31 protein-coding genes are annotated in these 23,776 nt (G+C 37.9%); 28 read left to right on the forward strand and 3 right to left on the reverse strand.

Annotation, left to right across the window (positions count from 1 at the left end; translation table 11 throughout):
- Positions 1-37: 37 nt before the first annotated feature.
- The 24 genes from VB796_RS06520 to VB796_RS06635 all read left to right on the forward strand — a co-directional run bounded on the left by VB796_RS06520 (position 38) and on the right by VB796_RS06635 (position 14,864).
- On the forward strand, positions 38-1,060 hold the full coding sequence (locus tag VB796_RS06520) for a hypothetical protein (RefSeq protein WP_323345710.1): 1,023 nt from the start codon (positions 38-40) through the stop codon (positions 1,058-1,060).
- Between the two features lie 59 nt (positions 1,061-1,119).
- The gene (locus VB796_RS06525; protein ID WP_323345711.1) at positions 1,120-1,614 is read left to right on the forward strand and encodes a hypothetical protein; all 495 of its coding nucleotides are present in this window, start codon (positions 1,120-1,122) and stop codon (positions 1,612-1,614) included.
- A 35-nt stretch (positions 1,615-1,649) separates the two neighbouring features.
- Positions 1,650-2,234, forward strand: coding sequence for a hypothetical protein (locus VB796_RS06530; protein WP_323345712.1), 585 nt, complete (start codon positions 1,650-1,652; stop codon positions 2,232-2,234).
- A 34-nt stretch (positions 2,235-2,268) separates the two neighbouring features.
- On the forward strand, positions 2,269-2,526 hold the full coding sequence (locus tag VB796_RS06535) for a hypothetical protein (RefSeq protein WP_323345713.1): 258 nt from the start codon (positions 2,269-2,271) through the stop codon (positions 2,524-2,526).
- Positions 2,527-2,573: 47 nt separating this feature from the next.
- The gene (locus tag VB796_RS06540) at positions 2,574-3,281 is read left to right on the forward strand and encodes a hypothetical protein (protein WP_323345714.1); all 708 of its coding nucleotides are present in this window, start codon (positions 2,574-2,576) and stop codon (positions 3,279-3,281) included.
- The gene (locus VB796_RS06545; RefSeq protein WP_323345715.1) at positions 3,235-3,816 is read left to right on the forward strand and encodes a hypothetical protein; all 582 of its coding nucleotides are present in this window, start codon (positions 3,235-3,237) and stop codon (positions 3,814-3,816) included. The genes VB796_RS06540 and VB796_RS06545 overlap by 47 nt, the downstream gene beginning before the upstream one ends.
- Entirely contained in the window at positions 3,797-4,042 is a 246-nt protein-coding gene (locus VB796_RS06550) for a hypothetical protein (RefSeq protein ID WP_323345716.1), read from the forward strand. The genes VB796_RS06545 and VB796_RS06550 overlap by 20 nt, the downstream gene beginning before the upstream one ends.
- Positions 4,039-4,632: a hypothetical protein gene (locus tag VB796_RS06555; RefSeq protein WP_323345717.1), complete on the forward strand. Its 594-nt coding sequence runs from the start codon at positions 4,039-4,041 to the stop codon at positions 4,630-4,632. Before VB796_RS06550 ends, VB796_RS06555 begins: the two co-directional genes overlap by 4 nt.
- Positions 4,619-6,247 (forward strand): hypothetical protein, encoded by a 1,629-nt coding sequence (locus VB796_RS06560; RefSeq protein WP_323345718.1) that lies wholly within the window; start codon positions 4,619-4,621, stop codon positions 6,245-6,247. Before VB796_RS06555 ends, VB796_RS06560 begins: the two co-directional genes overlap by 14 nt.
- A 298-nt stretch (positions 6,248-6,545) precedes the next feature.
- Positions 6,546-6,947, forward strand: coding sequence for a hypothetical protein (locus VB796_RS06565; RefSeq protein ID WP_323345719.1), 402 nt, complete (start codon positions 6,546-6,548; stop codon positions 6,945-6,947).
- An 83-nt stretch (positions 6,948-7,030) separates the two neighbouring features.
- Positions 7,031-7,216 (forward strand): SymE family type I addiction module toxin, encoded by a 186-nt coding sequence (locus VB796_RS06570; protein WP_109742743.1) that lies wholly within the window; start codon positions 7,031-7,033, stop codon positions 7,214-7,216.
- 3 nt (positions 7,217-7,219) lie between these two features.
- The gene (locus tag VB796_RS06575) at positions 7,220-7,603 is read left to right on the forward strand and encodes a DUF6943 family protein (protein ID WP_323345720.1); all 384 of its coding nucleotides are present in this window, start codon (positions 7,220-7,222) and stop codon (positions 7,601-7,603) included.
- Positions 7,593-8,411, forward strand: coding sequence for a DUF932 domain-containing protein (locus tag VB796_RS06580; protein WP_323345721.1), 819 nt, complete (start codon positions 7,593-7,595; stop codon positions 8,409-8,411). The genes VB796_RS06575 and VB796_RS06580 overlap by 11 nt, the downstream gene beginning before the upstream one ends.
- Positions 8,412-8,415: 4 nt before the next feature.
- Positions 8,416-8,757: a hypothetical protein gene (locus VB796_RS06585; RefSeq protein WP_323345722.1), complete on the forward strand. Its 342-nt coding sequence runs from the start codon at positions 8,416-8,418 to the stop codon at positions 8,755-8,757.
- A gap of 208 nt (positions 8,758-8,965) precedes the next feature.
- Positions 8,966-9,313, forward strand: a complete 348-nt coding sequence (locus VB796_RS06590) for a hypothetical protein (RefSeq protein ID WP_323345723.1) — start codon at positions 8,966-8,968, stop codon at positions 9,311-9,313.
- Positions 9,306-10,691, forward strand: a complete 1,386-nt coding sequence (locus VB796_RS06595) for a hypothetical protein (RefSeq protein ID WP_323345724.1) — start codon at positions 9,306-9,308, stop codon at positions 10,689-10,691. Before VB796_RS06590 ends, VB796_RS06595 begins: the two co-directional genes overlap by 8 nt.
- The gene (locus VB796_RS06600; RefSeq protein WP_323345725.1) at positions 10,675-11,625 is read left to right on the forward strand and encodes a DUF6712 family protein; all 951 of its coding nucleotides are present in this window, start codon (positions 10,675-10,677) and stop codon (positions 11,623-11,625) included. The genes VB796_RS06595 and VB796_RS06600 overlap by 17 nt, the downstream gene beginning before the upstream one ends.
- Before the next feature lie 39 nt (positions 11,626-11,664).
- Positions 11,665-12,528, forward strand: a complete 864-nt coding sequence (locus VB796_RS06605; RefSeq protein ID WP_323345726.1) for a hypothetical protein — start codon at positions 11,665-11,667, stop codon at positions 12,526-12,528.
- Positions 12,525-13,046, forward strand: coding sequence for a hypothetical protein (locus VB796_RS06610; RefSeq protein WP_323345727.1), 522 nt, complete (start codon positions 12,525-12,527; stop codon positions 13,044-13,046). The genes VB796_RS06605 and VB796_RS06610 overlap by 4 nt, the downstream gene beginning before the upstream one ends.
- Positions 13,037-13,474 carry a DUF5675 family protein gene (locus tag VB796_RS06615; protein ID WP_323345728.1) on the forward strand — a complete coding sequence of 146 codons (438 nt, stop codon included), beginning with the start codon at positions 13,037-13,039 and terminating at the stop codon, positions 13,472-13,474. Before VB796_RS06610 ends, VB796_RS06615 begins: the two co-directional genes overlap by 10 nt.
- A gap of 53 nt (positions 13,475-13,527) precedes the next feature.
- The gene (locus VB796_RS06620; RefSeq protein ID WP_323345729.1) at positions 13,528-13,896 is read left to right on the forward strand and encodes a hypothetical protein; all 369 of its coding nucleotides are present in this window, start codon (positions 13,528-13,530) and stop codon (positions 13,894-13,896) included.
- A gap of 1 nt (position 13,897) precedes the next feature.
- Positions 13,898-14,320: a phage holin family protein gene (locus tag VB796_RS06625; protein ID WP_323345730.1), complete on the forward strand. Its 423-nt coding sequence runs from the start codon at positions 13,898-13,900 to the stop codon at positions 14,318-14,320.
- A gap of 72 nt (positions 14,321-14,392) precedes the next feature.
- A complete protein-coding gene (locus VB796_RS06630) occupies positions 14,393-14,632 on the forward strand; it encodes a hypothetical protein (protein ID WP_323345731.1) in 240 nt (79 codons plus the stop codon).
- On the forward strand, positions 14,625-14,864 hold the full coding sequence (locus VB796_RS06635) for a hypothetical protein (RefSeq protein WP_323345732.1): 240 nt from the start codon (positions 14,625-14,627) through the stop codon (positions 14,862-14,864). Before VB796_RS06630 ends, VB796_RS06635 begins: the two co-directional genes overlap by 8 nt.
- Before the next feature lie 200 nt (positions 14,865-15,064).
- Here the strand turns inward: VB796_RS06635 and VB796_RS06640 are convergent, their stop codons facing one another.
- Both VB796_RS06640 and VB796_RS06645 read right to left on the reverse strand, forming a co-directional pair.
- Positions 15,065-15,337, reverse strand: a complete 273-nt coding sequence (locus VB796_RS06640) for a hypothetical protein (protein WP_323345733.1) — start codon at positions 15,335-15,337, stop codon at positions 15,065-15,067.
- Positions 15,338-15,350: 13 nt separating this feature from the next.
- On the reverse strand, positions 15,351-15,755 hold the full coding sequence (locus tag VB796_RS06645; protein ID WP_323345734.1) for a hypothetical protein: 405 nt from the start codon (positions 15,753-15,755) through the stop codon (positions 15,351-15,353).
- A 57-nt stretch (positions 15,756-15,812) separates the two neighbouring features.
- On the opposite strand from VB796_RS06645, the gene VB796_RS06650 reads away from it, so the two are divergent.
- Genes VB796_RS06650 through VB796_RS06665 form a run of 4 tightly spaced genes read left to right on the forward strand, consistent with a single transcriptional unit; the run spans position 15,813 to position 23,149 of the window.
- Positions 15,813-16,208: a hypothetical protein gene (locus VB796_RS06650; protein WP_323345735.1), complete on the forward strand. Its 396-nt coding sequence runs from the start codon at positions 15,813-15,815 to the stop codon at positions 16,206-16,208.
- Complete coding sequence (locus VB796_RS06655) at positions 16,198-20,187, forward strand: phage tail tape measure protein (protein WP_323345736.1); 3,990 nt, start codon at positions 16,198-16,200, stop codon at positions 20,185-20,187. Before VB796_RS06650 ends, VB796_RS06655 begins: the two co-directional genes overlap by 11 nt.
- A complete protein-coding gene (locus VB796_RS06660) occupies positions 20,184-21,110 on the forward strand; it encodes a hypothetical protein (RefSeq protein ID WP_323345737.1) in 927 nt (308 codons plus the stop codon). The genes VB796_RS06655 and VB796_RS06660 overlap by 4 nt, the downstream gene beginning before the upstream one ends.
- Positions 21,107-23,149 carry a hypothetical protein gene (locus tag VB796_RS06665; RefSeq protein WP_323345738.1) on the forward strand — a complete coding sequence of 681 codons (2,043 nt, stop codon included), beginning with the start codon at positions 21,107-21,109 and terminating at the stop codon, positions 23,147-23,149. Before VB796_RS06660 ends, VB796_RS06665 begins: the two co-directional genes overlap by 4 nt.
- Before the next feature lie 235 nt (positions 23,150-23,384).
- Here VB796_RS06665 and VB796_RS06670 read toward each other — a convergent pair whose 3' ends face one another.
- Positions 23,385-23,774 carry a hypothetical protein gene (locus tag VB796_RS06670; RefSeq protein ID WP_323345739.1) on the reverse strand — a complete coding sequence of 130 codons (390 nt, stop codon included), beginning with the start codon at positions 23,772-23,774 and terminating at the stop codon, positions 23,385-23,387.
- Positions 23,775-23,776 lie beyond the last annotated feature (2 nt).

Raw genomic sequence — 23,776 nt, forward strand, 5'->3', positions numbered from 1 at the left:
TTAACGAATAACACCTTTAAAAAAACTAATTACCCCTATGTCACAAATCGCAGTTGATTTAGACCCACAGAAGATGATTGATACGTTCGGTGATAAATACCGTTCAGGAATCATCAAAAGAGAGGATATTATTTTTCCTCTATATGCCCAAAGCAAATTTGACGAAGGCTTTACCACTATCACCATCGACGAAACGCAGAAAGATTCTGTAATCGTTGACTTGAAAGATGCCCGTTTCCAACAATTCTCTGAAGAATTCTTAGAATTAGGGGGTATGGACTTCACTCCAAATGAAATCAAAATCTATGAAATCATGTTGGATACAGCCCAAACACCCGATAAAATTCGTAAGACTGCTTTGCAATTCTTGTTGAAAAAAGACAATTTGGACAGAAGTCAATCGCCCATCTTAGCTATTTTCTTAGAAGCTTATTTGACTGCATCTCTCTACAATTTGCACAAAAAAGAAGCCTTCAAAGGAAAAGAAGCACCTAAGCAGTACGATGCTCAAGGAAAGTTAATGTCATCTCCAGTGGGTGGATTAATGGATGGTTTCGGAACGTATTTGCGTAAACTTACTTCAAATCCATCAACTTCAATCAAAAAACCTTCGGTTATTCCGGGCTTTATGACGATGCCAACTACACCAGTTGAACACGTCGAATTCATTGAGGATATGTACGATATGTTGGACGATGAAATGAAGGACAATATTGATTGTTTCATGGTTTCACGCACATTCGAGGAACAATACTTAATCGGCAAGGATATTAAGTACAATTCTTACTACGCTAAAACAGGCGTGGACAACAAACTACACCTAAGAAATGGACGAGTGAATGGCTCAATTGACCAAAACGGAACAAACTTAGTTTGGTTCACTACGAAAGTCAACGCCATTAAATTAATCTCAAATTTCGGAAACGTTGGTAACTGGAAAGTGGGCTTGAAGGACTTGAAAAAAGTACAAGCTACCTCTGACTATGGCTTAGGCTATGGCTTATTAGACCCCTCACGTTCTATGCACAACGGTAACTACACAGGCTTACCAGCACTTTAATTTTCCATTCATCAATAAGATTGGGGCATAGCTCCAATCTTTTTTCCTAATACAAAACAATGGCACAACAATCCATTACTCAGGAGGAGCAAAAGACTCCAATTGACGCAAAACAAAATGAAGAAACTCAGGTGAAAACTGATGCTGACAATACTGAAATTTCAGCTCCAGCTCCAAAAGAGTCAGACTCAACAGAATCCAATAATTTGCCCAAAACTCAAGCTGAATTTGAAGCTGCTATTAGAGCTGCCAAATTGGAAGGAGCAAGAGAAACAGCTAATAACGCTGCAAAACAAATCAAGAAGTTAGAGGAGAAGGTTGCTACCAAAGTGGGAATAAATGGGTTTCCAAAAATCGTAGTTGAAGGCAAAACTTTAGAACTTCAATTTTGCTCAAGAATGGTTATCAAAAACGAAGATGGTGAAAATCAATCTATTTCGTATGAAGCTATGGTTAATGATGACGTTGCCAAAAATGAGCTAAACATGACTGCAAAAGAGGTTATTGCAATGCTTTATGAAATGCACCCGAAAGCTTTTACTGAAGCGAAGTAATTCAAACCTTAATCCATCTTAAATAACAAAATACAATGAATTGTGTAGATAAATCATACGAAGACGTAGAATTCTGTGAAGGTCAACATACCATCTCAGGATTCTACAACGAGGCTTATATCATTAAGCCCACTGACATTCTCAAATTCCCAAAATTTGCGGATGACAAAACTTTAACCGATGCCGAAAAAGCCTTAGTTGAGGGCTATGGTACTTTAAGCGATGCCGAAAAAGCATTCACCTTAGTAGGAGACATTACGCTAAAGGCAGGCAAAAAAATGACGAAGATTAGAGTTATTGATGATACGGGCGAAGTTGACCACGAGTATCCAAAACCTGAGTCAAAAAATTGTAAAACCACTTATGGAGGTAGTATTCAGAACACAACTCACAATAAAGGCGTATTACATTCTATTTCAACTTGTATCTTAGTTTTAGTTCCTTCAGAAGGTCCTATGCAAATTATGGGTCGCCCGGGCTTTCCTGCCAGACTTGTAGAAAACAAAGGAACGAACAAAAAATCAAGTGATATAAGTAAGAAAATTGACTTCAAATTTGAAGCAATGCCATTTCCAACGTCTGATTATAGAGGAGCTGTACCATTGACTCCAGTAGTCTAATTTTAATAATTTCAGAACTTAAAAAATCATTAAAATGCCAACTCCAACTAATAATAACGAATTGAAGGATACTTCTCTTGTCCAAACTCCAGAGATAAAATCACTTGATACCATTAAGGACAAATCGAAAGATGTTGATATTGTCCAAACTACACCTAATAAGGAATTACAAATCCTTTGCGAAAGAGGTGATTTTTGGTTCGGCGGTGTTCGATACCACCATGATGCTCTCGACGATGAGACAGCTCAAATGTTAATTGATAAAGGATACACCCAAATCAAATTCCAATAACACCTATTATCAAAGGGCTGGCAATTTGCCCGCCCTTTATTTTTTGTATGAATGATGACTTTCAATTGATTTCACTATGGTTAGCAGGCAACAGAGATTTTCAGACTGGAGTAGAAATTTATAACCGTTTGGGGAGTGACTATATGCTTATGACCATGTTTGAACAGGGGCATACATCCTACCGAGAAGAGCAGCTCATAGAGGCAATGAATGAATTATTACTTGAAATTGGCAAGTCTGAAAACCCAATCGCCAGCAATCAAACAATTATTCATGAAGCAGCTCTATTTGTGGCAAATGTGGAGAATCACGGCATAAGAGCTTCATTGCTTCCCAATGCACCATTCAAGATTAAGGAAGCCGTCAAAATGCGTAGAAATCTATACTATGAATTCATGCGACTTCATGCCCTGCTCATAGAGCAAACTCCTCGAAAACTACGTACTGAGTATGCTCTACGCATCTTAGACATTTTTGACGAAATCAAACCGCTATGGGATTTGACTAACTTCTATGACCAATACTTACGCCTACCTGATGAACCCAAAGTAATTGACATCAATAGCTTAACAATTGTAGAAGCAAACCAGCTCTATGATGCTAACTATAAGTACGTCCGAAAATTCTACGATGATGATAAGAAAAAGGAAAACGTACTAAAAAGAATAGAAGAATCTCAACGCCTAAAAACACGACTTATTAACGCTAATGCTTTTTTTCACGAACGCCTTACCTTCCCAACAGTTACCGCCTGAGCAAGACTTAGCGGTTAGCTTTTTGACCTCTGTTTTCGAGCCAACATCTTTCAAATTTGCAATAGATGATGAACTCAAAAAAGCAATTCCAACGCTTAAAGACGGAGAACTGATACTGTTTTTCACAAAAGGAAAATGGTCGATGCACCAGCTCATTAAGCACGTCGCTGAACTCATTGGACCTTGCGACGTAACACTATGCACATGGGCAATGACAGAAGAACCATTACGGGTAATTCATAACCTGAAAATGGAAGGAAAAATAAAGAAGCTGACAGGATTATTTGAACACAAAATTAAGACAAGAGGCGGGGCATTCGCCTTCGCTGAACAGTTTTTTGATGAGGTAATCTTATCAAAATGCCATGCAAAAGTAACAATACTGCAAAATGAGCAAACATCCGTGAGCATCTTTTGCAGTGCTAACCTAACAAAAAATAGACGAATTGAGGCAGGCGTAATATTTAGTAACAAAGACGCTGCCGAACTCAGTAGAAGATTTATTATTCACGCAAATGACACAGATACTAATTGAAGCCGAAGAATTAGGCAAATTATTTTTTACTCAAACAGACATTGAAACAATTCTCTACACCAATCCTGATTCAATTCAGGGAGCTATTAGAAAAGGGCAATTGCTCTCTGATGCAGAGGTAAGAAAAGTAGTAATCCAACAAGCAAAAAGCGGTTCGGGTGAAGCTCAAAAAATAGTTGAGAATTGGAAAAATGCCATCAAATTTGAAAATGCACTTAGAACATGAAAGACCTAACTACATACGATGACTTCGATGATATATTATTAGCCGTAATACAGAAAAAAGAAGTCAATCTTAGCGAGAAAGAGTTGCAGTCGCATCAAATGCTCATGTATGCTGCACAAATGATTAAAGACAGGGGATACGCCAGCAAATGTATAACTGATTTTGCAACAAAGTTCAACGTACACCCCAACACCGCACGAAACTACCTCAGACGAGCTCCAGAGTATTATCAAGTCGTTGAGCCTTTCCAAGAGGCTAATTTCTTGCGAACATCAATTTATGGAAAACTACTTGAGACAAGAGAAAAGATTGAGGCTCTATGCTTAGTTGACCCCAAAACAGGGGTATTAGCTCTCAATCAAAATGATAAGAACTTGTTATCGTTCGCTGAGAAATTACTACCCAATGTCAACGCTATCAATTACGATGACTTCAAACCACAACCAACGGTGGTACAGTTCCGCCCAGACCTTGTAGTTGAGCCTGAGATGAGCGAAGAGGATTTATTACGTGAAATCCAAAAACTCAACGTGATTGAAGGTGATAACAAGAACATCAATATTCAAGATATAGACTATGACGAAGTTTAGCGAAGATAATATCAAGCATCTACACCGAAATAAGCCCCAATTAAGAGCTATCGCCATCGATGCAAATATTGAGGTCGATTTGTGGGGGCGACGTACAGGTAAGTCTGTACGTATCGCCGAATGGCTTAAAAAACGGTCTGAACAGATGCCACGTTGTAACCTCGTTTTCTTATCAACGAGTTACACCCACCTCAAGAAAAAAATCCTTCCTGAGATTGAAAATGCCTGGGAAGGCATGGGCTGGATAAAAGGCATACATTACTGGAAAAATGAGTATCCACCTGCTGAGTTGGGTGTACCAACTCCTTATCGCCCAGCCGAGAAAGAAGATGCGTATTTTACGATTTGGGGGAGCGTTATCAAACTTGCCTCAATGGATAAAAACGCCCCATCGGCGGGTGATGCAAACGACGGTATTGCCGTCGATGAATGCCGTATGATTGACGGAGAACGTCTCCAGACTGACATTTTACCTTCTGTTTCGGGTACAAATCCGAAATGGCGAGGTAAATCGTATTATTGCTCAAAACTTTTCGTAACAGATAAGCCACGTGATGCAAAAGGAAAATGGATTTTAGAGTATCGAAAACAAATGAATCCTGCACGTGCTGAATTGGTACTACAAATTGAGCTAAAAAGAAGCAAGATGATGTTAGAAAAGCTTACAAAGAAGATTTCTAAGAAACGTGAAAAGGAGATTGATACGACAATAGAAACATTTGATAAGGCTCTCAATACGCTTAGAAAGGACTTAGTGTACGTATCAGAGGCATCTACTATGGATAACATTGATATAATTGGGGTCGATACCATAAAGGGTATGAAACGTACATTAACACCTCGTAACTTCAAAATATCGGTAATGAATAAGGACGGTATGGAAGTAACAGACAATATGTACGTGGACTTAGATGAGGACGTACATGGATACTATGCCAACAATGATTTGTATTTCCGTAATAGCAAGGAGCTGCATCAATTCAAGTATGAGTGGTTCACTGACATCAAGAAGAACTTAGGCTTTGATATTGCCATAGATACCAATTTTGCAGGGAACTGTGTAAGCGTTCGCCAAATAATAGGTACAGAAAGTAGGTTAGTATTCGTACTATTCAACATAGCACCACATGACCACAAGGATTTAATGATTAGGTTAGCAGACTACTTACAGCCACACCCTACCAAGAAGATACGCTTCATATATAACCACACGTTCATTGCGGGGAAAAAATGGAGGCGACCATACATTGCTCAAGAGTGCGTACAAACCTTGCAGGGAAAGGGCTTCAAGGTAACTGAAGAGTATATAGGACAGGCTTATACCCATGAAAAAACTATGTATCAATCGAAAAAGGCTTTCAGAGGGGAGCTTCCCATGAAATATACCTTTAACCGTGTTACGTGTGCCGTGTACTATGATTCAGCCAAACAGACGCAAATGGTACAAAGTGAGTCAGAAGGCTTAAAGAAGAATAAGAAGTCAGAAACGGACGGAATAACACCCTACCATGAAGCCACACACATACCCGAATCATTCGACCAATTTATACAATTTGATACGATGAAATTTGAATCAAGTGAAAGTGATGTATTCGACCTAATGAAAGGCAAATAACCCCCCAAATCTCCAACAAGAACAACCCCAAACCCTTGATATAATCACATATCAAGGGTTTTTTATTGGCGAACGCAGGCAAGGGATAGGGCGTGCAACGTCATAAACCTTCGGACACATTTAACAGAAATTTCAAAAAATGTGTTAATTACTTGAAAATGTGCATTTTAACTAATTTTTTTTTGTAAAAAAGGTTGAAAATCCAATAAAAAGAGCTATATTTGTATATGGAAAAACGGTAAAAACCTGCTCTAACAGGGTTTTTCCTATCAATTTTTAATCAAAAAAATCAAAAATCATGTCAAACAACACAACAACCGCACAAAACGGTAAGGCTATTTCTATGCCTACCCAATTAGCTACAACTCCAAAAGCTAACGAATCAAAAATCATTACTGTACAGGCTGAGGAAATTAAGCCTAAACCAACAATTTCACACGTATTTGAGCGACTTCAAGAGGGTATTCTAAAACAAGAATACTTTGAAAAAGCATCAACACGAATGAAAGAGGTTTCCGAGTTTAACCGAGAAGCAAAAGAAGGGGCTGGACTTATTTTAACAGGAATTTTACCAAGTGGGCGTAAGATTGAATTTTTACACCTTCAATCAAATCTTGAATTTTTGAACTTACAAGAAGAAAGAGGACGTGAACACGTGAAATTTTTAGAGGAAGAAATACAAAATTTCACTATTGCCTAAAACACAAAAAGCCGTGCGAGGCTCTAACACTCGCACGGCTCAAAAAAAGTCAAAAGTCTTACAACTTCAACAGGTCCAAAATTATGTCAAATTCCCGAAAAATCAAAATTTCTAAAAAATATCGTTATAATAAATCTAACCTTGATATTCCTGTAATTTCCCCAAAACTTCTATTACAAGGCGAATGGCTCAAACAAGCGGGTTTTTCCTCTACAAATACGGTAAGCGTTGAAATTTTTAATAAAATGTTAGTTATCACAGTTAATTGATGTATGAAAATTTGCACATACCGAGCAGGTATAAAAGCAAATTTTTACATTCAATCAAAAGGTAATTACTCAGGGCGACCGCTCAAAAATCCTATTCCAAATTGTTTTGCAGTTCAAACTAATACGCCCCTTGCGTATCAGATTTGTTATTGCCTTTTCAAAATGAGAGTTTACGAACCATTTATACATGGTACGGCAATACCTTTTATTCGTTTAAAAGACGCTCAAACCATCATTTTTGAAGCTTTTGCAAAGCAATATGATGAACAGAAATTAAAAACAATTGAGAAAATACAAGCCTTGATTGATGTAGAAAGCGAAAAAATTAACCTGCTAAAACAACTTGAATATACATTATCTAAAGAAACATACAGAAATGGAAAGTAAACTAAATTGGGAAGTCGTAGAACGCCCCCTTTACTCAAATTATCAACCAGTAGCAGGATATAAAGCCCTGTTTCGCTCCGATACTGACGAATTATTACATATTGCAAAAGCTACCTACACGCATACGCCTAACGATAGATTTTTAGAAACAGTCGATAAGCTATCTAATATTACAGGTTTCCCGATTGAATTATTCGACGAAGTACAAGGAGGTAAAAAAGTAATAGCATTCTTGAAATGTACCAACCCCGTGAGTGTAGGCGGTCACGAGTTCAAAGATTATCTAATGGTGGGTAATAGTCATGATGGTTCAACAGGCTTTTTTATCGGAAATTCAAACGTTATGGTAAGATGTGCCAACCGATTCACAAAGCAATTTAGAAGTTTACAGGTTTATCACACTAAAAATCACAATATAAAAATTGATTCCCTTGCAAATTCTTTCGATGATTTCACAAAACAAAGACAAAGATTTTACGACCGTTTCGGTGAATATGTGGATTTTGAAATTGTGGACGAACACAAAGAAAAATTGGTTAATAGTATCGTTGATTTAACGCCCTTAGAATTGGCAGAACCCGAAACAATATCAAGCAGAAAAAACAATATTATTACAGATATTCACAAGAGTATTGAAATAGAAACAAATGCACTTGGTAATAATTTGTTTGGCTTATTCAACGGAATAACTCATTACACAACCCACACCCGAACACAGAAAAACCCAGTTTTTGGTAATGCTTTTGGTTCAGTTGCCGACATTAACAACAAGGCTTTAAATTTTTGTGAAACGCTTATAAAATCCTAAAAATATGATTCTCGTAACTAAAAATGATAGAACTATTAATATATTTAATTCTCAACGTGATGCCGATTTTTTCCACAAAACACGCCATCAAAAACACCTTTATAAAATTGAGAACACAATTGAAGAAATTAGCGAACAGCGATATTATGAATTATTAGAATCTTTACCCCCTATTTACTTAGATGGTTTTATTTTCGCCAATTCTGAACCGATAGACCATTTTAGTTTACAAGGAAAATATATTCCACTTTATCAGGGTTGTTTCCAAAAAGGCGGAGCATATTTTCAATTTATAACCACCTTAGATTTAGTTAAATATTTAATGCCTTTTGATTTCGAAGTTTAAAAACCAACCTTTCACGGCTCAAAACTTGCTAACCCCGTTAGTAGGTTCGCCGTCGCCCCAACGATGGAGGATTTAATTTTCCTTCTATCAAAAATTCTCCATTTGCTCTTAGCTTCATTCCACATTTCCGATAGAAGAAAAATTAAAACTGACGGTAATGGCTAATCTTGTCCTTTCTCTGCTCCTACTTCAATCACAATTTTGAGGTATGGAATCAATAATCTCAATCTCCGACGTTCGTAAAGAATTGCTTCGCTATAAGGATAGCGAGAGTCCTATTTTTTTCAATATATCTTTCGTTACCGCTAATCGTAAGAAAAAAACAGGCGGTGAAATTATCAATCTGGACAATTGCCTACTGATGAAAAATCAGAACGGTCGCCCACGTTCAAAAAACTATCAACCAATTGTCAGAGAGCTAATCCGTGACCCAAACCACCACCGAAACCAAACTTTCAACATCGTTCAGGTCGATAGTCAATCCAAATTCACCGTTCACACAAATCTTATCGTTCGTTTTCAAAACAAAAAAGTAGTCGCTGCACATTATGAATAATCAAGCTGAAGACATGAAATTAGTAGTCATGCAAGGTAACCTTTATGGTACAGTGCAAGGCTTATCTACCTTTGATATGCAGTTGGGAAAACCTGCAATTTCTACACAAAAACAACCCGTTGAACAACTCCACACCCAAAATTTACCCTATGCCAATTGGGGAGACGACAACCTTGCACCACGTCACTATGACGATAGAATTGCCGAAAACGTAGCTCTATCTGGAGCAATCGAACGCCGTACCGACAAACTTTTAGCGGGTGGTGTAGAATATGGCTTCTTGAATGACCAAGGAATTTTTGAAACCAAATACGTGGAAGAAATAGAGACATTCATGGAAGACCCTCATATCATCAACTACCAAAATTCCGCTTTTCTTGACTACGTAAAATACAAGGCTATTTTTCCTCAAATTGCCTTCAATGAACCCAAAACAAAGGTTTTATACTTCAAGCATACCAAAGCTCCAGAAGTTCGTTGGGAAGTGCAAAACAAGACAAACGGCATCATCGAAAACGCCTATTGGTCAAAAAATTGGCATTGGCAATCTGGTATTTCCACCGCCATCAAATTGCCCGTAATCGACGAATTATTCCACGATTTCAACTATATCCGTGATAATACCAAAGACTATTTCTACATCTACCAATGTAATATTCCAGGTACTAACACCTATTATCAAGTTCCTGTTTGGTATCCAACAGTGCTACAAGGCTGGCATAAACATTCAATGCAAATACCACTTTGGTACGAAAAAGTAATGGAACGCTCCATTACCGTTCCTTGCGAAGTAGTCCTAAAAATGGGCTATCTCAAGCACGTTTATGGTGAGCGATGGGAACAAGCAAGTACAAAAGGACGGCTTGATATGATGCAAGAACGCTTAACCCACATCGCTCAGTCTATCCAAGGACCTGAAAACGCAGGAAAATTCTTTGTCAATCTATCCTATTGGGACACACAAGCCAATGAGCAGGTTAACGGTTTTGAGCTAAAACCCGTCGATTTCAAATCTTTTGCAGGTGAAAACCTCAAAAATATGCAGGAAGCCGACACCCATACCATGTGGGCAGTTGGTGAAGACCCATTAGGAATGACAAATTCCAATTCTTCAGGTACGAGTGGCTCAGGAAATAAGGCGAATTTTAACGGTGATATGGCAACAAATCAACGCCATGCCAACATTTTTTTAGCTCCATTCTACTTTGCCAAACGCTTCAATAATTGGGACAAAAGGCTAAAATTCAGAGTAAAATTACCGTTCCTTGCCGACATGAATCAAATAGCAATGGACAAACGAAACAACGGATTCCAAGACCAAAACAAACCTGCTCAAACAGACAACAAACCCGCTAAAAACAATGATAACAATAACTGAAGATGAACTTAAAAGGTACACAGGCGTAACCAATAGCCTAAAACCTGACGATTTAGCAGACACCATTAAAGTCGTTTTCAATCGCCGAGTATTACCCTATTTGTCTCAGGAGCAGTTTATTGTTTCAGAGGCAAGTAGCTCAAATATTCATATCCTACTCATCGAATCCGTCAAACGTGCGGCTTGTTGCTTTGCCATCGCTCACGACTATATGCGATTTGTTCTCCAGCACGAAAAAGGAGCTATAAAAGACAAGTCCGCAAAAGATTCAAAAGCAACGAAAGAGGATAAGGAAAAATCACGTGAAGATTACGAGCGTGAAGGATATGATTCGGTTGAAGATATGCGTAAGCTACTTGAGGAAAATCCCACAGTTTTCACCCAATGGAGTAACTCATCAAGCTTCAATATTTTCAATATTTCATTTGTTTACAGTACCGATATTTTCAATACATGGGTAGATATTAATTCCTCAAGACGTACTTATTACCGCCTTAAACCGCACATTCGGAAAGTTGAAGATTTGATAATTAGTAAATTAATTGACAGCTCTCTACTCGAAAGCCTAAAAACTAAAGCGGGAAATAAAACGCTTATTCCAATCGAGAAAAAAGTTGTAGAATATATTCAAGCGATTATCGCTAATCATGCTATTGCCGATGCTCTTATTAAAGGCTCAGTTATCAAAGATGCTTACAATACCTTTACTGTTTTTGACGATACCTCACTATCCAAAACAACAGGAAACCGAACCGCTGAGTTAGAACGCCTTAAAACCGCTCAAAAAGAATACATAGACACCGCCAACAGTTACGGCGACCTAATGCAGAAAACCATTAGCGACAACCTCACTGCTTTAGGAATTGTACCCACAGAACCCGAAGAAGGATACAAATACATGAACGACCCCGATGCTGGTTTCGTCCTATTTTAGTGTCCTTTAACTATCCTGGTATTCTTACAAGTTTTGACCATGCAAACTATACAATTCGGACATAGATTAATCAAAGTACCAACCCAATTAAGCGAATTAAACTCAAAACAATTAATTCGGTATGTTCAACTCATTAACGCCAAACTGACTATTCCGCAGTTCAACGTTTTAATGATTTTGAACTTATTGCAGGTGCAAGAAAGGGCATGGCTCAAATGGTTTTTTTTCAAAAATGAATACCTAATTCCGTTTTTAGACAAGCTAACCTTTGGGCTTTTTGAGTGGACTGTCATCACCATCCACGAAGAAGATTTTTACGAGCTGACTTTACTTTCTGCCAATTTTCACCAAATAGAAACCTTTGCTCTGGAGAACCCAATACCAAAAATCAAATGGTTAGTTGGCCCACAAATGTTGCTCAGTAATGTAAGTTTCAGACAGTTCCGAAAGGCAGAAGAATTCTTTGCAAGGTACACAAATGACCAGTCCGAAGACAATTTAAACACCCTTTTAGCGTGGTTATACCTCCCTTTTTGGAGTAAAAAAGCAAGCCAAACACCTCAAAAAGCGGCTAAAAGAGCCAAAATCATAGGCAAATTACCGCTTGAAAAACGCTTGACTATCTACTATTTCTATCTTGAGAGTCGTACTAAGCTTACAAAAATCTACAATGATTTGTACAACAGTACCGAGATTGATAATGAAGGTACGGTAATCAAGAAAATTCAACCTATAAAAATCAAAATGAGTTTTGAAAAAGCAGTAAGAATATTATCAGGTAATATCAATCAGGACGAATCTACCGATTATCAATATGCCTTAGATGCCCTTTCTCACCTTAACGATAGAGCCGAAGAAGTAAGATTACTAAAGGAAGCTAATGAAGCTCACAAGCAAAAATGACACAGGACGTAATTACCGCATATTTCGAGAACATCGCCACCAATTTCAAACCGATTTCTCACACGCCAACTAAGCACCGATTTGCTGAAATGGATGCCGATACCATCGCCGAAGAGGTAACAAATAAGCTTGATTTTTCGGATTGGTGCTTACTACTGGAGGAAACAACGCCTAAAGTAAAAGCAAACGAAGCCAATGCACTCAACGAATATCGTCACTTCAGATACACCGTTTGCAAAAGTGCCACAGGCTTAAACGCTGCCGAAAGAAAAGCAATTTTCCTTCAAGCAGAAATCTACGCAAAACACATTTTTATGAAGATTTTGCGTGAATATCGTGCCTCCAGAGAGCGAAAAGACCCAACTAAAATTTTCCCATTACGGGACATTGAACCAAAATTTGAAATGGAAAAATACGCTGATATTATGAACGAAGACATCATCGGTATTGATACAGCTATCAGCATCAAAGAGCCTTTCAAAGAAGCAGACTATAACGACGCAACACTATGGAATTAACCTTAATCCGAACCAAAAAGACAGAGTTATCTACCATGTCTCAACTTTTTGTCGATGACAAACACCAATGTTTTACCATCGAAGACACCGACCGTGGACTTACGCAAGATATGCCACTGCAGGAAATCAAGAAGCGAAAAGTATTTGGAAAAACTGCCATTCCAGAAGGTCGTTACCAAGTCAAAATAACCTTCTCAACTCGTTTCAAAAGGCTTTTACCCGAAATTCTAAACGTCCCTGCTTACGAAGGAATCCGTATGCACGTAGGCAATTATCCCAAGGATACTGAAGGGTGCATATTACCAGGAGAATTACCCGCTCAAGACTGTGTTTTGAAATCGAAACCAGCCTTCGATAAACTATTCGATAAATTGACAAAAGTCCCTCAAGACGAAAAAATATGGATAACCATTACATCTCTCGCATAAGGATTATCATAATCCTTATTGCTCTTATGCTCACGTGGCTATTAAATAGCTGTATGACCTATAATAAGGCAAAAGCACGCTATGCCAAAACCAAATTTGATACCGTAGTAGTAACAAAACAAGTGACGGCGACTATCCAAAAAGATTCTGTAAAATATCATTTTGTTGCCGATACCATTCCTTTTTATAAGGAAATTAAACAAGGCAGAGCCAGTATCAAAATTGAATACCGGGATAAAATCGTAAAGGTAAAAGCCGATTGTGACTCCGCTACTAAAACCGAATACGTAACCCTCAAAGCACCGCAGGAAATCAATACTTGGGGAACAACTCCACTTTTTGAAAGAGGCTTCTTTGTCCTTTCTGGGCTATTCGCTTTTGCGGTATTTCACATCATAATCATGCACAAAAAACAGAATTAAAATGGAAAATATCCTTCAAATATCATTACTCAAGCAAATCTTTTATGCACCCACTTGGAAGGCAGCTCTTTACATTATTTTAGCAGCTCTCTTTAATTTCATTGCACCCATTGCCGATTTTATCATTTTGCTAACCTTCCTTATTATTGCAGATTTTATTACAGGCATTTGGGCGGCTAAAAAACGTAATGAAGCCATCACATCGAGAGGATTCCGAAGCACCTTTCTCAAGGTCGCCACCTATGCTATTTGTATTGTTTTATTACAATACATCAAAATCCTTATGTTTTCAACACTCAATTTTGATGTTGCCTACGCCGTAACCTTAGCTGCTATTATTGTAGAACTAAAATCGCTATTAGAGAATGCTCATACCATCACGGGCGTTGACCTGTGGGCAGTCATTAAGGACAAAATCAAATAACTTTAAAATCCGACTTGTTTAAAAGCCTCTTGATATTCGAGAGGTTTTTTTGTAACTTTCAAATAAAAAAAGATGACACAAATAATAACTCCAGAACTCAAAAAAATACTTTTTGACATTTCGACAAAATGCCAACTAACTGAAATTCAAGCCGCTGAAATACTTAATGATATTGGTGAATTACCAAATCCATCTCAACACGTCATCGACGTTATGATTGAGAAAAGTAACCTTGGTCATTCATTTGATAAAACAAAAGCTTTAGTTGAATATAGCATTTATCCATTACCACAAATAAATAAACATGATTAGAATATTTGCAAAACTAAATAGCACCGAACGAGTAGCTAAGTATATCCGTAATAGAGAAGATATTCGTAATTATATGGGTATTTTAAACAGAAATGAACCAGGTTCTGACTGGGTTTACGTAGCTGATTTAGATTTTGACGAAGCAATTAAATTTGATTGTGAATACAAATACCAAGGTTTTACAGGGAATGAAGAAACCAGATATAACCAAGGAGCAGTAGTAAAACTATAATGATATGGCAAAATGCAATGAACTAAGCAATCTGACAGAAATACGACTCAGGGGCAGAGCCTGCGGATTACACAAACAAATGCTTACAGAGATTACCAAATTAAAAGAAGAGGGTTGTAAAGTTGTAGTGGTAACAAGTAATCCTAAACTTTTTAAAGGTGATAACCTTGATAATTTTGAACTATTCGTACCCTGATGGTTCAAATAAAATAAATGAAGCTACTCTGACTGAGTAGCTTTTTTCGTTTTGGAAGTACAGGTATTGCCGATTCCCAATCATTGTAATCAAATTCTAATTTCGTTCCAAAACAAATACCTATTTGTACGTTAGGCGAAACCCTTTTCACCTCCAAACCATTAAATTTCAAAATTCTCATGCTACAAATCTCAGGAGCTTGAAATATATCCCCTTCTTTAAAGCTACACTTATCTGGACTTACAGATAGATGTATTTCATTATAATTACTTGTCATCGTCAGTCTAATTTCATAAATATCTCATCAAATCATTTTGCATTTCTTTTAAAGCAAGAGCTTTAAAACTGTATTCGAGCGATTTTTTCTCATCAGCACTACCAAGCTTTAGAGCTGTTTCATAAAACAAATTATATTTTTCGCTAATTCTATGGATACACTCAAGTAAAGTTGGTTCATCCATAATTTTTTCTTTCTCTATTTTAGCTTCTTGCTGATGGTCAATCAGTTTCTGCATAAACAATAAATCACATTGATACTCAATGGCAGGATTGAAATCAAAAAAATAGAATCTTCCAATACCATCAACACCAACACTAAAATTCCCTCCAATTCCTTTATAAGTCCATCTTACAATAGCCCTTTCATCTTTAACAAAACCTTGTTCTATCAAAAATTCCTTCGTTAACCTTTCCATACCCAAAGGTACAAATTTGTCCTTTATTCTGCCCTCCTATCCTCACAAATTCGTAGCATGAGAAGCTACGAAAAATCAAATATCATTGAATTTCTTAACGATTGGATTACCTCAACCGAAAGAATTGTGGGTGCTGCACTCAAACGTAACCGTGTCAAGTTTTCTGACAATACTACTCCCAACATCCGTATCCGTATCATTGAACAACTCCAAGGCAATGTTTCCCTTGAATTCTACTTCCGTGATGCCCTTCGTTTCGTCGATATGGGAGCAGGAAAAGGCTACCACAAAGGCAAAAAATTAGGTCGAACTACCATCAATACCATCTTTCGCAAGAAAAAGAAAGTCCTCAACAAACCGCTATACTCTCGCCTTGCACGCTTGCAAGAAGGCATTTTAATTTCTCTTATCGAAGAATTCACAACAGAATTAATTACCCAAAATGGCAATTAAAACCGAACGCTTACAACTCCGTGTTGATATAGACACTGCCGAAGGTGTACGTAACCTTACTACACTTCAAGAAAAATACGACCTCCTTATCCAAAAAAATAAAGAGGCAAAAGGTGATGAAAAATCAACATTCGCCAAAGAAGCGTTAGAAGCAAAAGCAGCTCTTGACAAAGAACGTGAATCATTAGGTTTAGTAGGCTTAACACTCAAAGAGTTAAAACAACTTCAACGAGAATTAAACTCCGAAAAAAACCGCTATAATGAAGGTACAGACCAATATAATAAGGCAAATACAAACCTTAATATTGTCAAAACTCGTATCAAAGAACTGAGCTCTGCCCAACATTCTTACAATCAAGAATTACTACAAACAGTCAAAACACAAGGTGTAGAAGCTATTTCACTAACGCACCTGAAAGAATACTATCAACTATTACAAAAAGAAATCCGAGACACCTCCGATTTTGAGAGCGAAGCCAACAAAAAACGCATTGCTGATTCGCAGAATATTGCTCAAATGATTGCCAAAAAAGACGGTCAAATTTCTGGTACAACCTCATTTTTTGGGCAAATCAAACAACAATTACCCTCAGCCGTTGCAGGAGCATTCGGAGGAATGTTCGTAGGTTTGGCAGGCATGGCTTCCGAAGCAATCATCGGTGCGTTTTCTTCAGCCGTTGATTCTATCAAAAAGCGAGCAAGAGACATTACCGATATTGAAGTATCTCTCAATACCACACGTGAAGCAGCTACCAAAATCAAAGGCGAACTAAATGATATTAAAACCGAATCATCGGTTGACGAACTCAAAAAGTTAGTCGTCGTCGCTGGAGACTTAAACGTTGCCGAAAATGATATTAAATCATTTGTCATAGAAGCAGACAAAGTAGGAATGGTATTAGGCCCAGATTTTGGCGGAAACGTTGAAGAAGCTATCACCATGATTGCCAAATTGAAAGGCGAATTCAGAGATACCCGTGACCTTAATTATTCTGAATCTCTCGCCAAAATTGGCTCAACCCTCAAACAATTAAACCTTGATGGTCCCGCCAGTACACAAGGAATTACCGACTTTCTAAAACGAGTTGGGGCAATTCCTGATTCTATCAAACCAACACTTCCACAGTTAGCAGCGTTCGGAGCAGTCTTTGAAGAAGCTAACCTTTCTGCTGAAATCGCAGGTTCTGGATTCTCAAAAATCCTTACAGTAGCGGCTAATAATGCAGCTCTTTTTGGCAAGCAAATGGGCATGACCAAAAAGGAAATCGAAGCTTTAATCAATACCGACCCTAATAGTTTTGTTATCAAATTCGCCCAATCGCTCAAAGGATTATCGGGTACAGATACCGCCAAAACCCTAAAAGGCGTAAAATTAGAGTCTGACGAAGTATTAAAAGTAGTCGGTATTTTGACGGATAATATTGACAAACTTACTCAAAAACAGCAAGTTGCCAACCAAACTTTTGAAGACGGAGCCGTTACCACCGAAATTTTCAATAAATATCTCAATGACGAAGCCGGGCAAATCTCTCAAATTGGCAAAGCATGGTCAAGAGTGGGTGCAAGTATCGTAAACACCTTAGCAAAAATCTCAGGTCCTACTATTCTATGGCTTGCCAACATGACCGAAAAAGGAAAGTCTGCCGAAGAAACTTTCTTTGAGCAAGAAAAAAAATCGGCAAAACTTGAAAAAACCTTAGCTCCCTTAGTCACTCGTTATCAACAACTTTCAAAAGACGGAAATCTATCTGCTGAAGCTCACCGAGAACTTAATAATGTAATAGGGCAATTAGGGGGAATAGTGCCGGGGGCAATTACCGCAATGGACAGTTTAGGACGTGCCACAAAGGTAAACTTAGGGATGATAAATGATTTCTTAGACAAGAACAGAGAGTTAGCAAAATCAACAAAAAACTCCGCTATCAGCCAAAAGAACGCTCAAAATAATGCTCTCGGAGGCGAAAAGAAAAAAATATTAAAGGAAGTAAGTGATGGTTATAGCTATGATTATAATAACTTATTTGCTTTCCGAGAAAAGAAAATATTGAATGAAGAAGCCATTTTAAAACGCCAAAACCGCCTAATTGAAATTAATAATACGCTTCTCGCAAACAAAAAACGAGTAAAAGAATATAGTGAGGATACACCCGTAAATCAACCTACCACAAAAACAGATACTTCCGATAACGAAGCTAAATTTTCGGATAAACCTAAAGGAAAGGGCAAAGGTAACGGCGATGCCGAAAAACGCAAACGTGAAGCCGAAGCACGTGCAAAATTCTTGCAAGAATCTCAACGACAAATTGCAGAACTCCAAGCAAAAATAACTTTTGAGGAGTTACAGGCTATTTCTGACGATGAACAAAAGCGAATTAACCTCGTCAATAAAAATGCTGAAGATGAGCTAATCCGAATTGAAACGCAGTTCAAAAATCAGAAAGGCATCGTTCTCAAAGAATCTGAACTTTCACAAGAGCAGAAAGACCTTATCCATCGTGAACGTCTGCAAATCGAGAGAAAGCAAGAAGATGAGGTATTAGCTATTTATGACGAATTCGACAAAAAACGTCAGGCTCAAATCCTCGAACAAACCAATCGTGCCATCCAGCTTGTTCAAGACGCTAACGCAAAACAGCTTCAAAACAAACTCAAAACAGCTCAAAAAAAAGGTACAGATACCGACATTTACAATGCTCAAGAAGCTATCATTTTCAACAATCAGGAAATTGCACTCGCCAACCTGAAAATTAAAAATGATAAGGAAAAAGAGTCATTAAAAGATAATAAAGAAGCCCTAAAATTATTAGAACAAAATTACGGAAAAGAGAAATCCGCAATCATTGCTCAGTATTTGGGCGATTGGGAATCATTAGTAAACGACTATATCCATAAGGATATTGAACGTGCTAAAAAGGCAAATATTGATAAACTCCGTCTCGATGTATCCGAAGCAGAGCTAAACAATAAGAACCCGAACGATGCCAAAATTGCCCTGCTCAATGCAGAAATGCAATCAGAACTTTCAGCCTCAAACCTTACTGAAGCTGAAAAAACAAACATCGTTCGTCGATACGCTCAGGAGCGTCAGAAGATTCAACAAGATTCTACGCTTGCCACCACCCAAGAAGCCATTGCCGTTTTTTCGCAAGCATATTCGACCGTTAGTAATGCCTTTCGTCAAAACATTGCCAACCGCACACAAGACGAGCAAGAGCATTACGACAAAGGAATCCGTAACCTCGAATCTCAAAAAGATGCAGGTATTCTCACAAGCCGTCAACTTACCAAGGCAAAGAAAATTGCCGACAAAGAACATGACGACGCTCAGCGAAAATTAAAGCGTGAACAATTCCAGCTTGACAAAGATGCCAACATTGTGCAAGCAACCATTAATGGTGTACAAGCCGTGATGAAAGGTTATGCCCAAACGGGACCAATTGGCGGAGCTTTGTTAGCTGCTATTATGGGAGGAATCACATTAGCCGAAATCGCTATTATTTCCTCACAAAAACCACCATCTTATTTCGACGGTGGAGCTATGCCAAGCTATTTCAATAACCCCGTCGATAACCAGGGCGGTGGAACTATCATTGCTCACCCAGACGAATACATGATTCCAAAATTCATCCGTATGTCGCCAGCATGGGCAAATATAGAACCGTTGGTAGAACACGCACGTGTTACCAAACAAGTGCCTCAATCCTTCCAAAATGCAGAACCGTTCTATAACGGAGGGGCTATTTTTAGTAAGCCGATTACAAATCAAAGCAATTCAAATTCTATGGACGAATTCTTTGATAAGTTAGACCAACGTTTTGAGAAAATGGCAAACGATTTTGAGGATAAAATGAAAACGCCAATCACGGCTCACGCCAACATCGGGCAAGAAGAAATCTATAAGTTTGAACAGGAAAAAGGCAAAATGAACGATACCGTCAACAGTGCTTACGCAAGCACCAAAACCTCACTAATCAAATGATTTACCAAGGCAATATTAAACCGCTTATAATAACAAGCACCGCCACCATTCCAACTATCGCCAGCGTATTGGTTGATGATATAGAAGTGGGTAAACTCACAGGTTTTCCCATCAACGGCAAAATAACCTATTACCTCGAAAGCCTTTTGCTTTCATTAAAATTGCAAGAACAAACCCCCGATTTTGAAACCAAAGTACGGGCGGTCAATTTCAATAAGGAGGTTAAAATAATCGTTGATAACCAAATCATCACCGATACCTTATTGGGCGGTGTTGATATTCCGCATACCCAACGGCTCACCAACAACCCAAAAAGAGCTGCATTAGACCACCCCTATCAGGTAGTTTATTACCTCAATAAGCCAATTTTTGGCAAACTGTACGCCTCCGTCAATGGTGGAGCATATACCGAAATTGACCACGTAAAATCAGTGGCAAACCGTCACCTTATCATTAATTATCACAAATACTACGAAGAACTCAACCTTCAGGAGTATGACAAAGTAATATTTCATTTTGGTGATTTCCGAGAAGTCATCAACCTTAACGCCTACTATACCGATACGCCTTTTATTCTCACGATGAGAAATAAATATGGCTTTTGGGATTGTTTCAAATTTTATGGTAATCAAGAAAACCATTTTGATTTTGCCCAAACCGTCATCGAGAACATGACCGAATCTGTACCCGTCTATAACGAAATTACCGAAAAAGTAATCATCGAATCAGGTCTATTAGAAGGAAATGAACGATACATCATTGCCGAAAACCTAAGTTTCTTGGATACCTACGAGTACCGAAATGGTCAATTTTTCAGGCTTATCAATACCCAAAAGTCTATCGTTGCTCGTAAACTAAAAGATACGCAAGACACCCACAAACTCGAATTTCAATACGCCAACATCAAACGAGTAACCCGATGATATACAGATTATTAGTTCAAAAAAATAACGAGTGGCAAGAGCTTGACCTGCCTAAAGATTTTGGCAGCTCTTTAATCCTCAATAGCGGATTTTTAGGCTTGATTCAGTCAGGTTCGTTTACTTTTACCAGCTCATTACCTACCACACAAAACAACTGTGTGATACTCCAAAACGTACAATATCCGCAGGTAGTCGCCGACCGCAAAATTCAATTACCTGCCAAATTATTGGTAGGCTCAACCGAATTTTATTCCTGGTACTTTGTTTTGCGAAGAGCAGGACAAAAAAGTTATAGTTACGACCTCATCCAAACGCCAGGGAATCAACCCCGAAATTTCTACGAAAAAAAACTATGGGAACTTGATTTTGGCAAATTGGACCTTGTGGGTATTCCTGCTCAAACGCAAATATGGACACTTAACTTATATGGAACAGATAACCTAAGTAAATATTTTATCAATCCCGTTGCCGATACCGCCGTCATCGGTCAGCCTATTCCATCGCCAGTTTGGTTTGAACTACTCATTAACAATACCGTTGTGGCGGAAGCTCCTGAATTTTCAAATCAAAATAGCTATTTCTATGATTATTGGTATAACGAAAAAGACCCAGAAACAAGATTTCTGCTTTGCACCTCCAAAATCAAAGATTATAGCGTATCAATGAACCTGCCAAAATCTGGAACAGGCTCAATAAACGTTGTACAGATAGATTCTAACAAGCCTATTACTTCTGTTAGCATCAAAATTTACAACAAAACCATGTACAGTGTTGTAGGTAAAGGAACATTGTTATCAACTCATAACCTCACTCGCTTAGAATATAACGACGTTTCGCAGAGCCTAAACGCTATTGTAGAATATCAAAATCTATATCCATTCAAATTCTTAACCTATTACAATGACAGCTATTATCCTTCTGACAATACCCAATACGAAGGCATCGTCAACCAATACAAAGGCGATGATTTTCATTTGAATGACGGATTAATAACAATTGATTTAGCTCCCAAAAATTCACTCAAACTAAACAATTGCTTGAGCAACGAAAACCTAAATACCTATCCTATTTCACCATGCTTTTCATTGATTTTTATCCTCGAAAAAATCTGTACCATGATGGGTTTTACGCTTGATGCAGAAATTTTTAAAGATAAAATCAAGGCTGGAGACGCTTATTTGGGAGACTTACACCTCATCAATAATGTAGATTTTGCCGAGCAATTAGCAGGTACAACCATACCCGCCAATATGTATTCTACCACCATGTCATACAGCAAATTCATGCCTGATATGACGGTCAAACAGTTCATAGATGCCGTCAGAACCACCTTTTGTTTGTCTGTCAAGTATGATTATCAAGCCAACAAAATCACTATCGTGAAGGCAAAAGAGGTACTCAATAGCGATAAGGTAATTAATATTTCAGACCTAATCATGCGAATGCCAACCGCTGAAAGTAATGACAAAACCTATTATCAATTACGTTTCAAAAACGCAGACAATACAGCTCTCTCACAACAAAACTATCCAACTGATACAGCCATCGCCAACGACGGACGCAGCTACACACCCATAGAAGCAGGTTTTACGCCTGTTCTCAATAACATGGACTTAGACGAATTTATGATTTCAGACCCAAATCCATACATTCCAACCGTCAACGAAACCGCCAAAAGCCCAATTTATTTAGAACAAAAAGACAACAATCCGACACCAAGATTGTCGTTTTTCCTCGGTTTTGGTAGTAACGGACTATCATACATCGCCAAATCTGATAACAAAAATGATAAGATAGCCCTGAGCTGGAGCAGTACCACCACCCACAAAGGACTGTTAGAAATGTTTTATCTGGAGTATTTAGAGTTTCTCAACAACACCACACAATGGACGTCCGAAATTTGGCTTACCGAATTGGAGCTTGCCAACTTCGATTTCACGGCAAAGTATTACGCTTACGGAACGGCATTTTTGGCGGAAACCCTTAGCCCAAAATTCCCGATAAAAGACCGAACGCCTATCAAATTATTATCTTTGTAATCATACATTATCCTAAACAAAAAGCCTCTATACACAACGTACAGAGGCTTTTTTGTTCTTGTAATCATACAGGAATATTTTTTGGAATATTTTTAACCGCTTTTTAGGAATATAATTTGGAATATTTATGATACAAAAAATAATATGTTTTCACAGAGGGACATCAATGTCCCTCTCATAAAAAAACCCGACAAAATTTTGTCGGGTTTTTTGCACTATAAAACAATAATAAAAGCTACAAATATTTGATTGCCCTTATTAATTTCAACCCATTCAACATAGGTAATGTCTTGATATTTTCAGAAGGGATTATCCCTCTTTTAATCCAGTTTGTCACAATATTAGTCGTTGAAAGATTAAATCTTTTTGAATATTCTTTCATCGTTACCCATTCATTCAAATTAACCGTAAAATCTGGCGTAGCCAAAACGCTATCTATTTGAGCTAATAAATCATTAGACTCTTTCATTAGCATTTCATTTTTAGCATACACAACCGCCTTTAACGCTTCTTTTTCTTCGGGTGTGGCATTTTTAATTGCCTCATTCATTGCCACAATAGATTTTTCAATTTCTTGTTCGGTAGTGGCTAATAAGTATTTCGATATTAATTCTTGTTTTGACATTT

Source organism: Arcicella sp. LKC2W (assembly GCF_034931005.1).
Lineage (GTDB): Bacteria > Bacteroidota > Bacteroidia > Cytophagales > Spirosomataceae > Arcicella.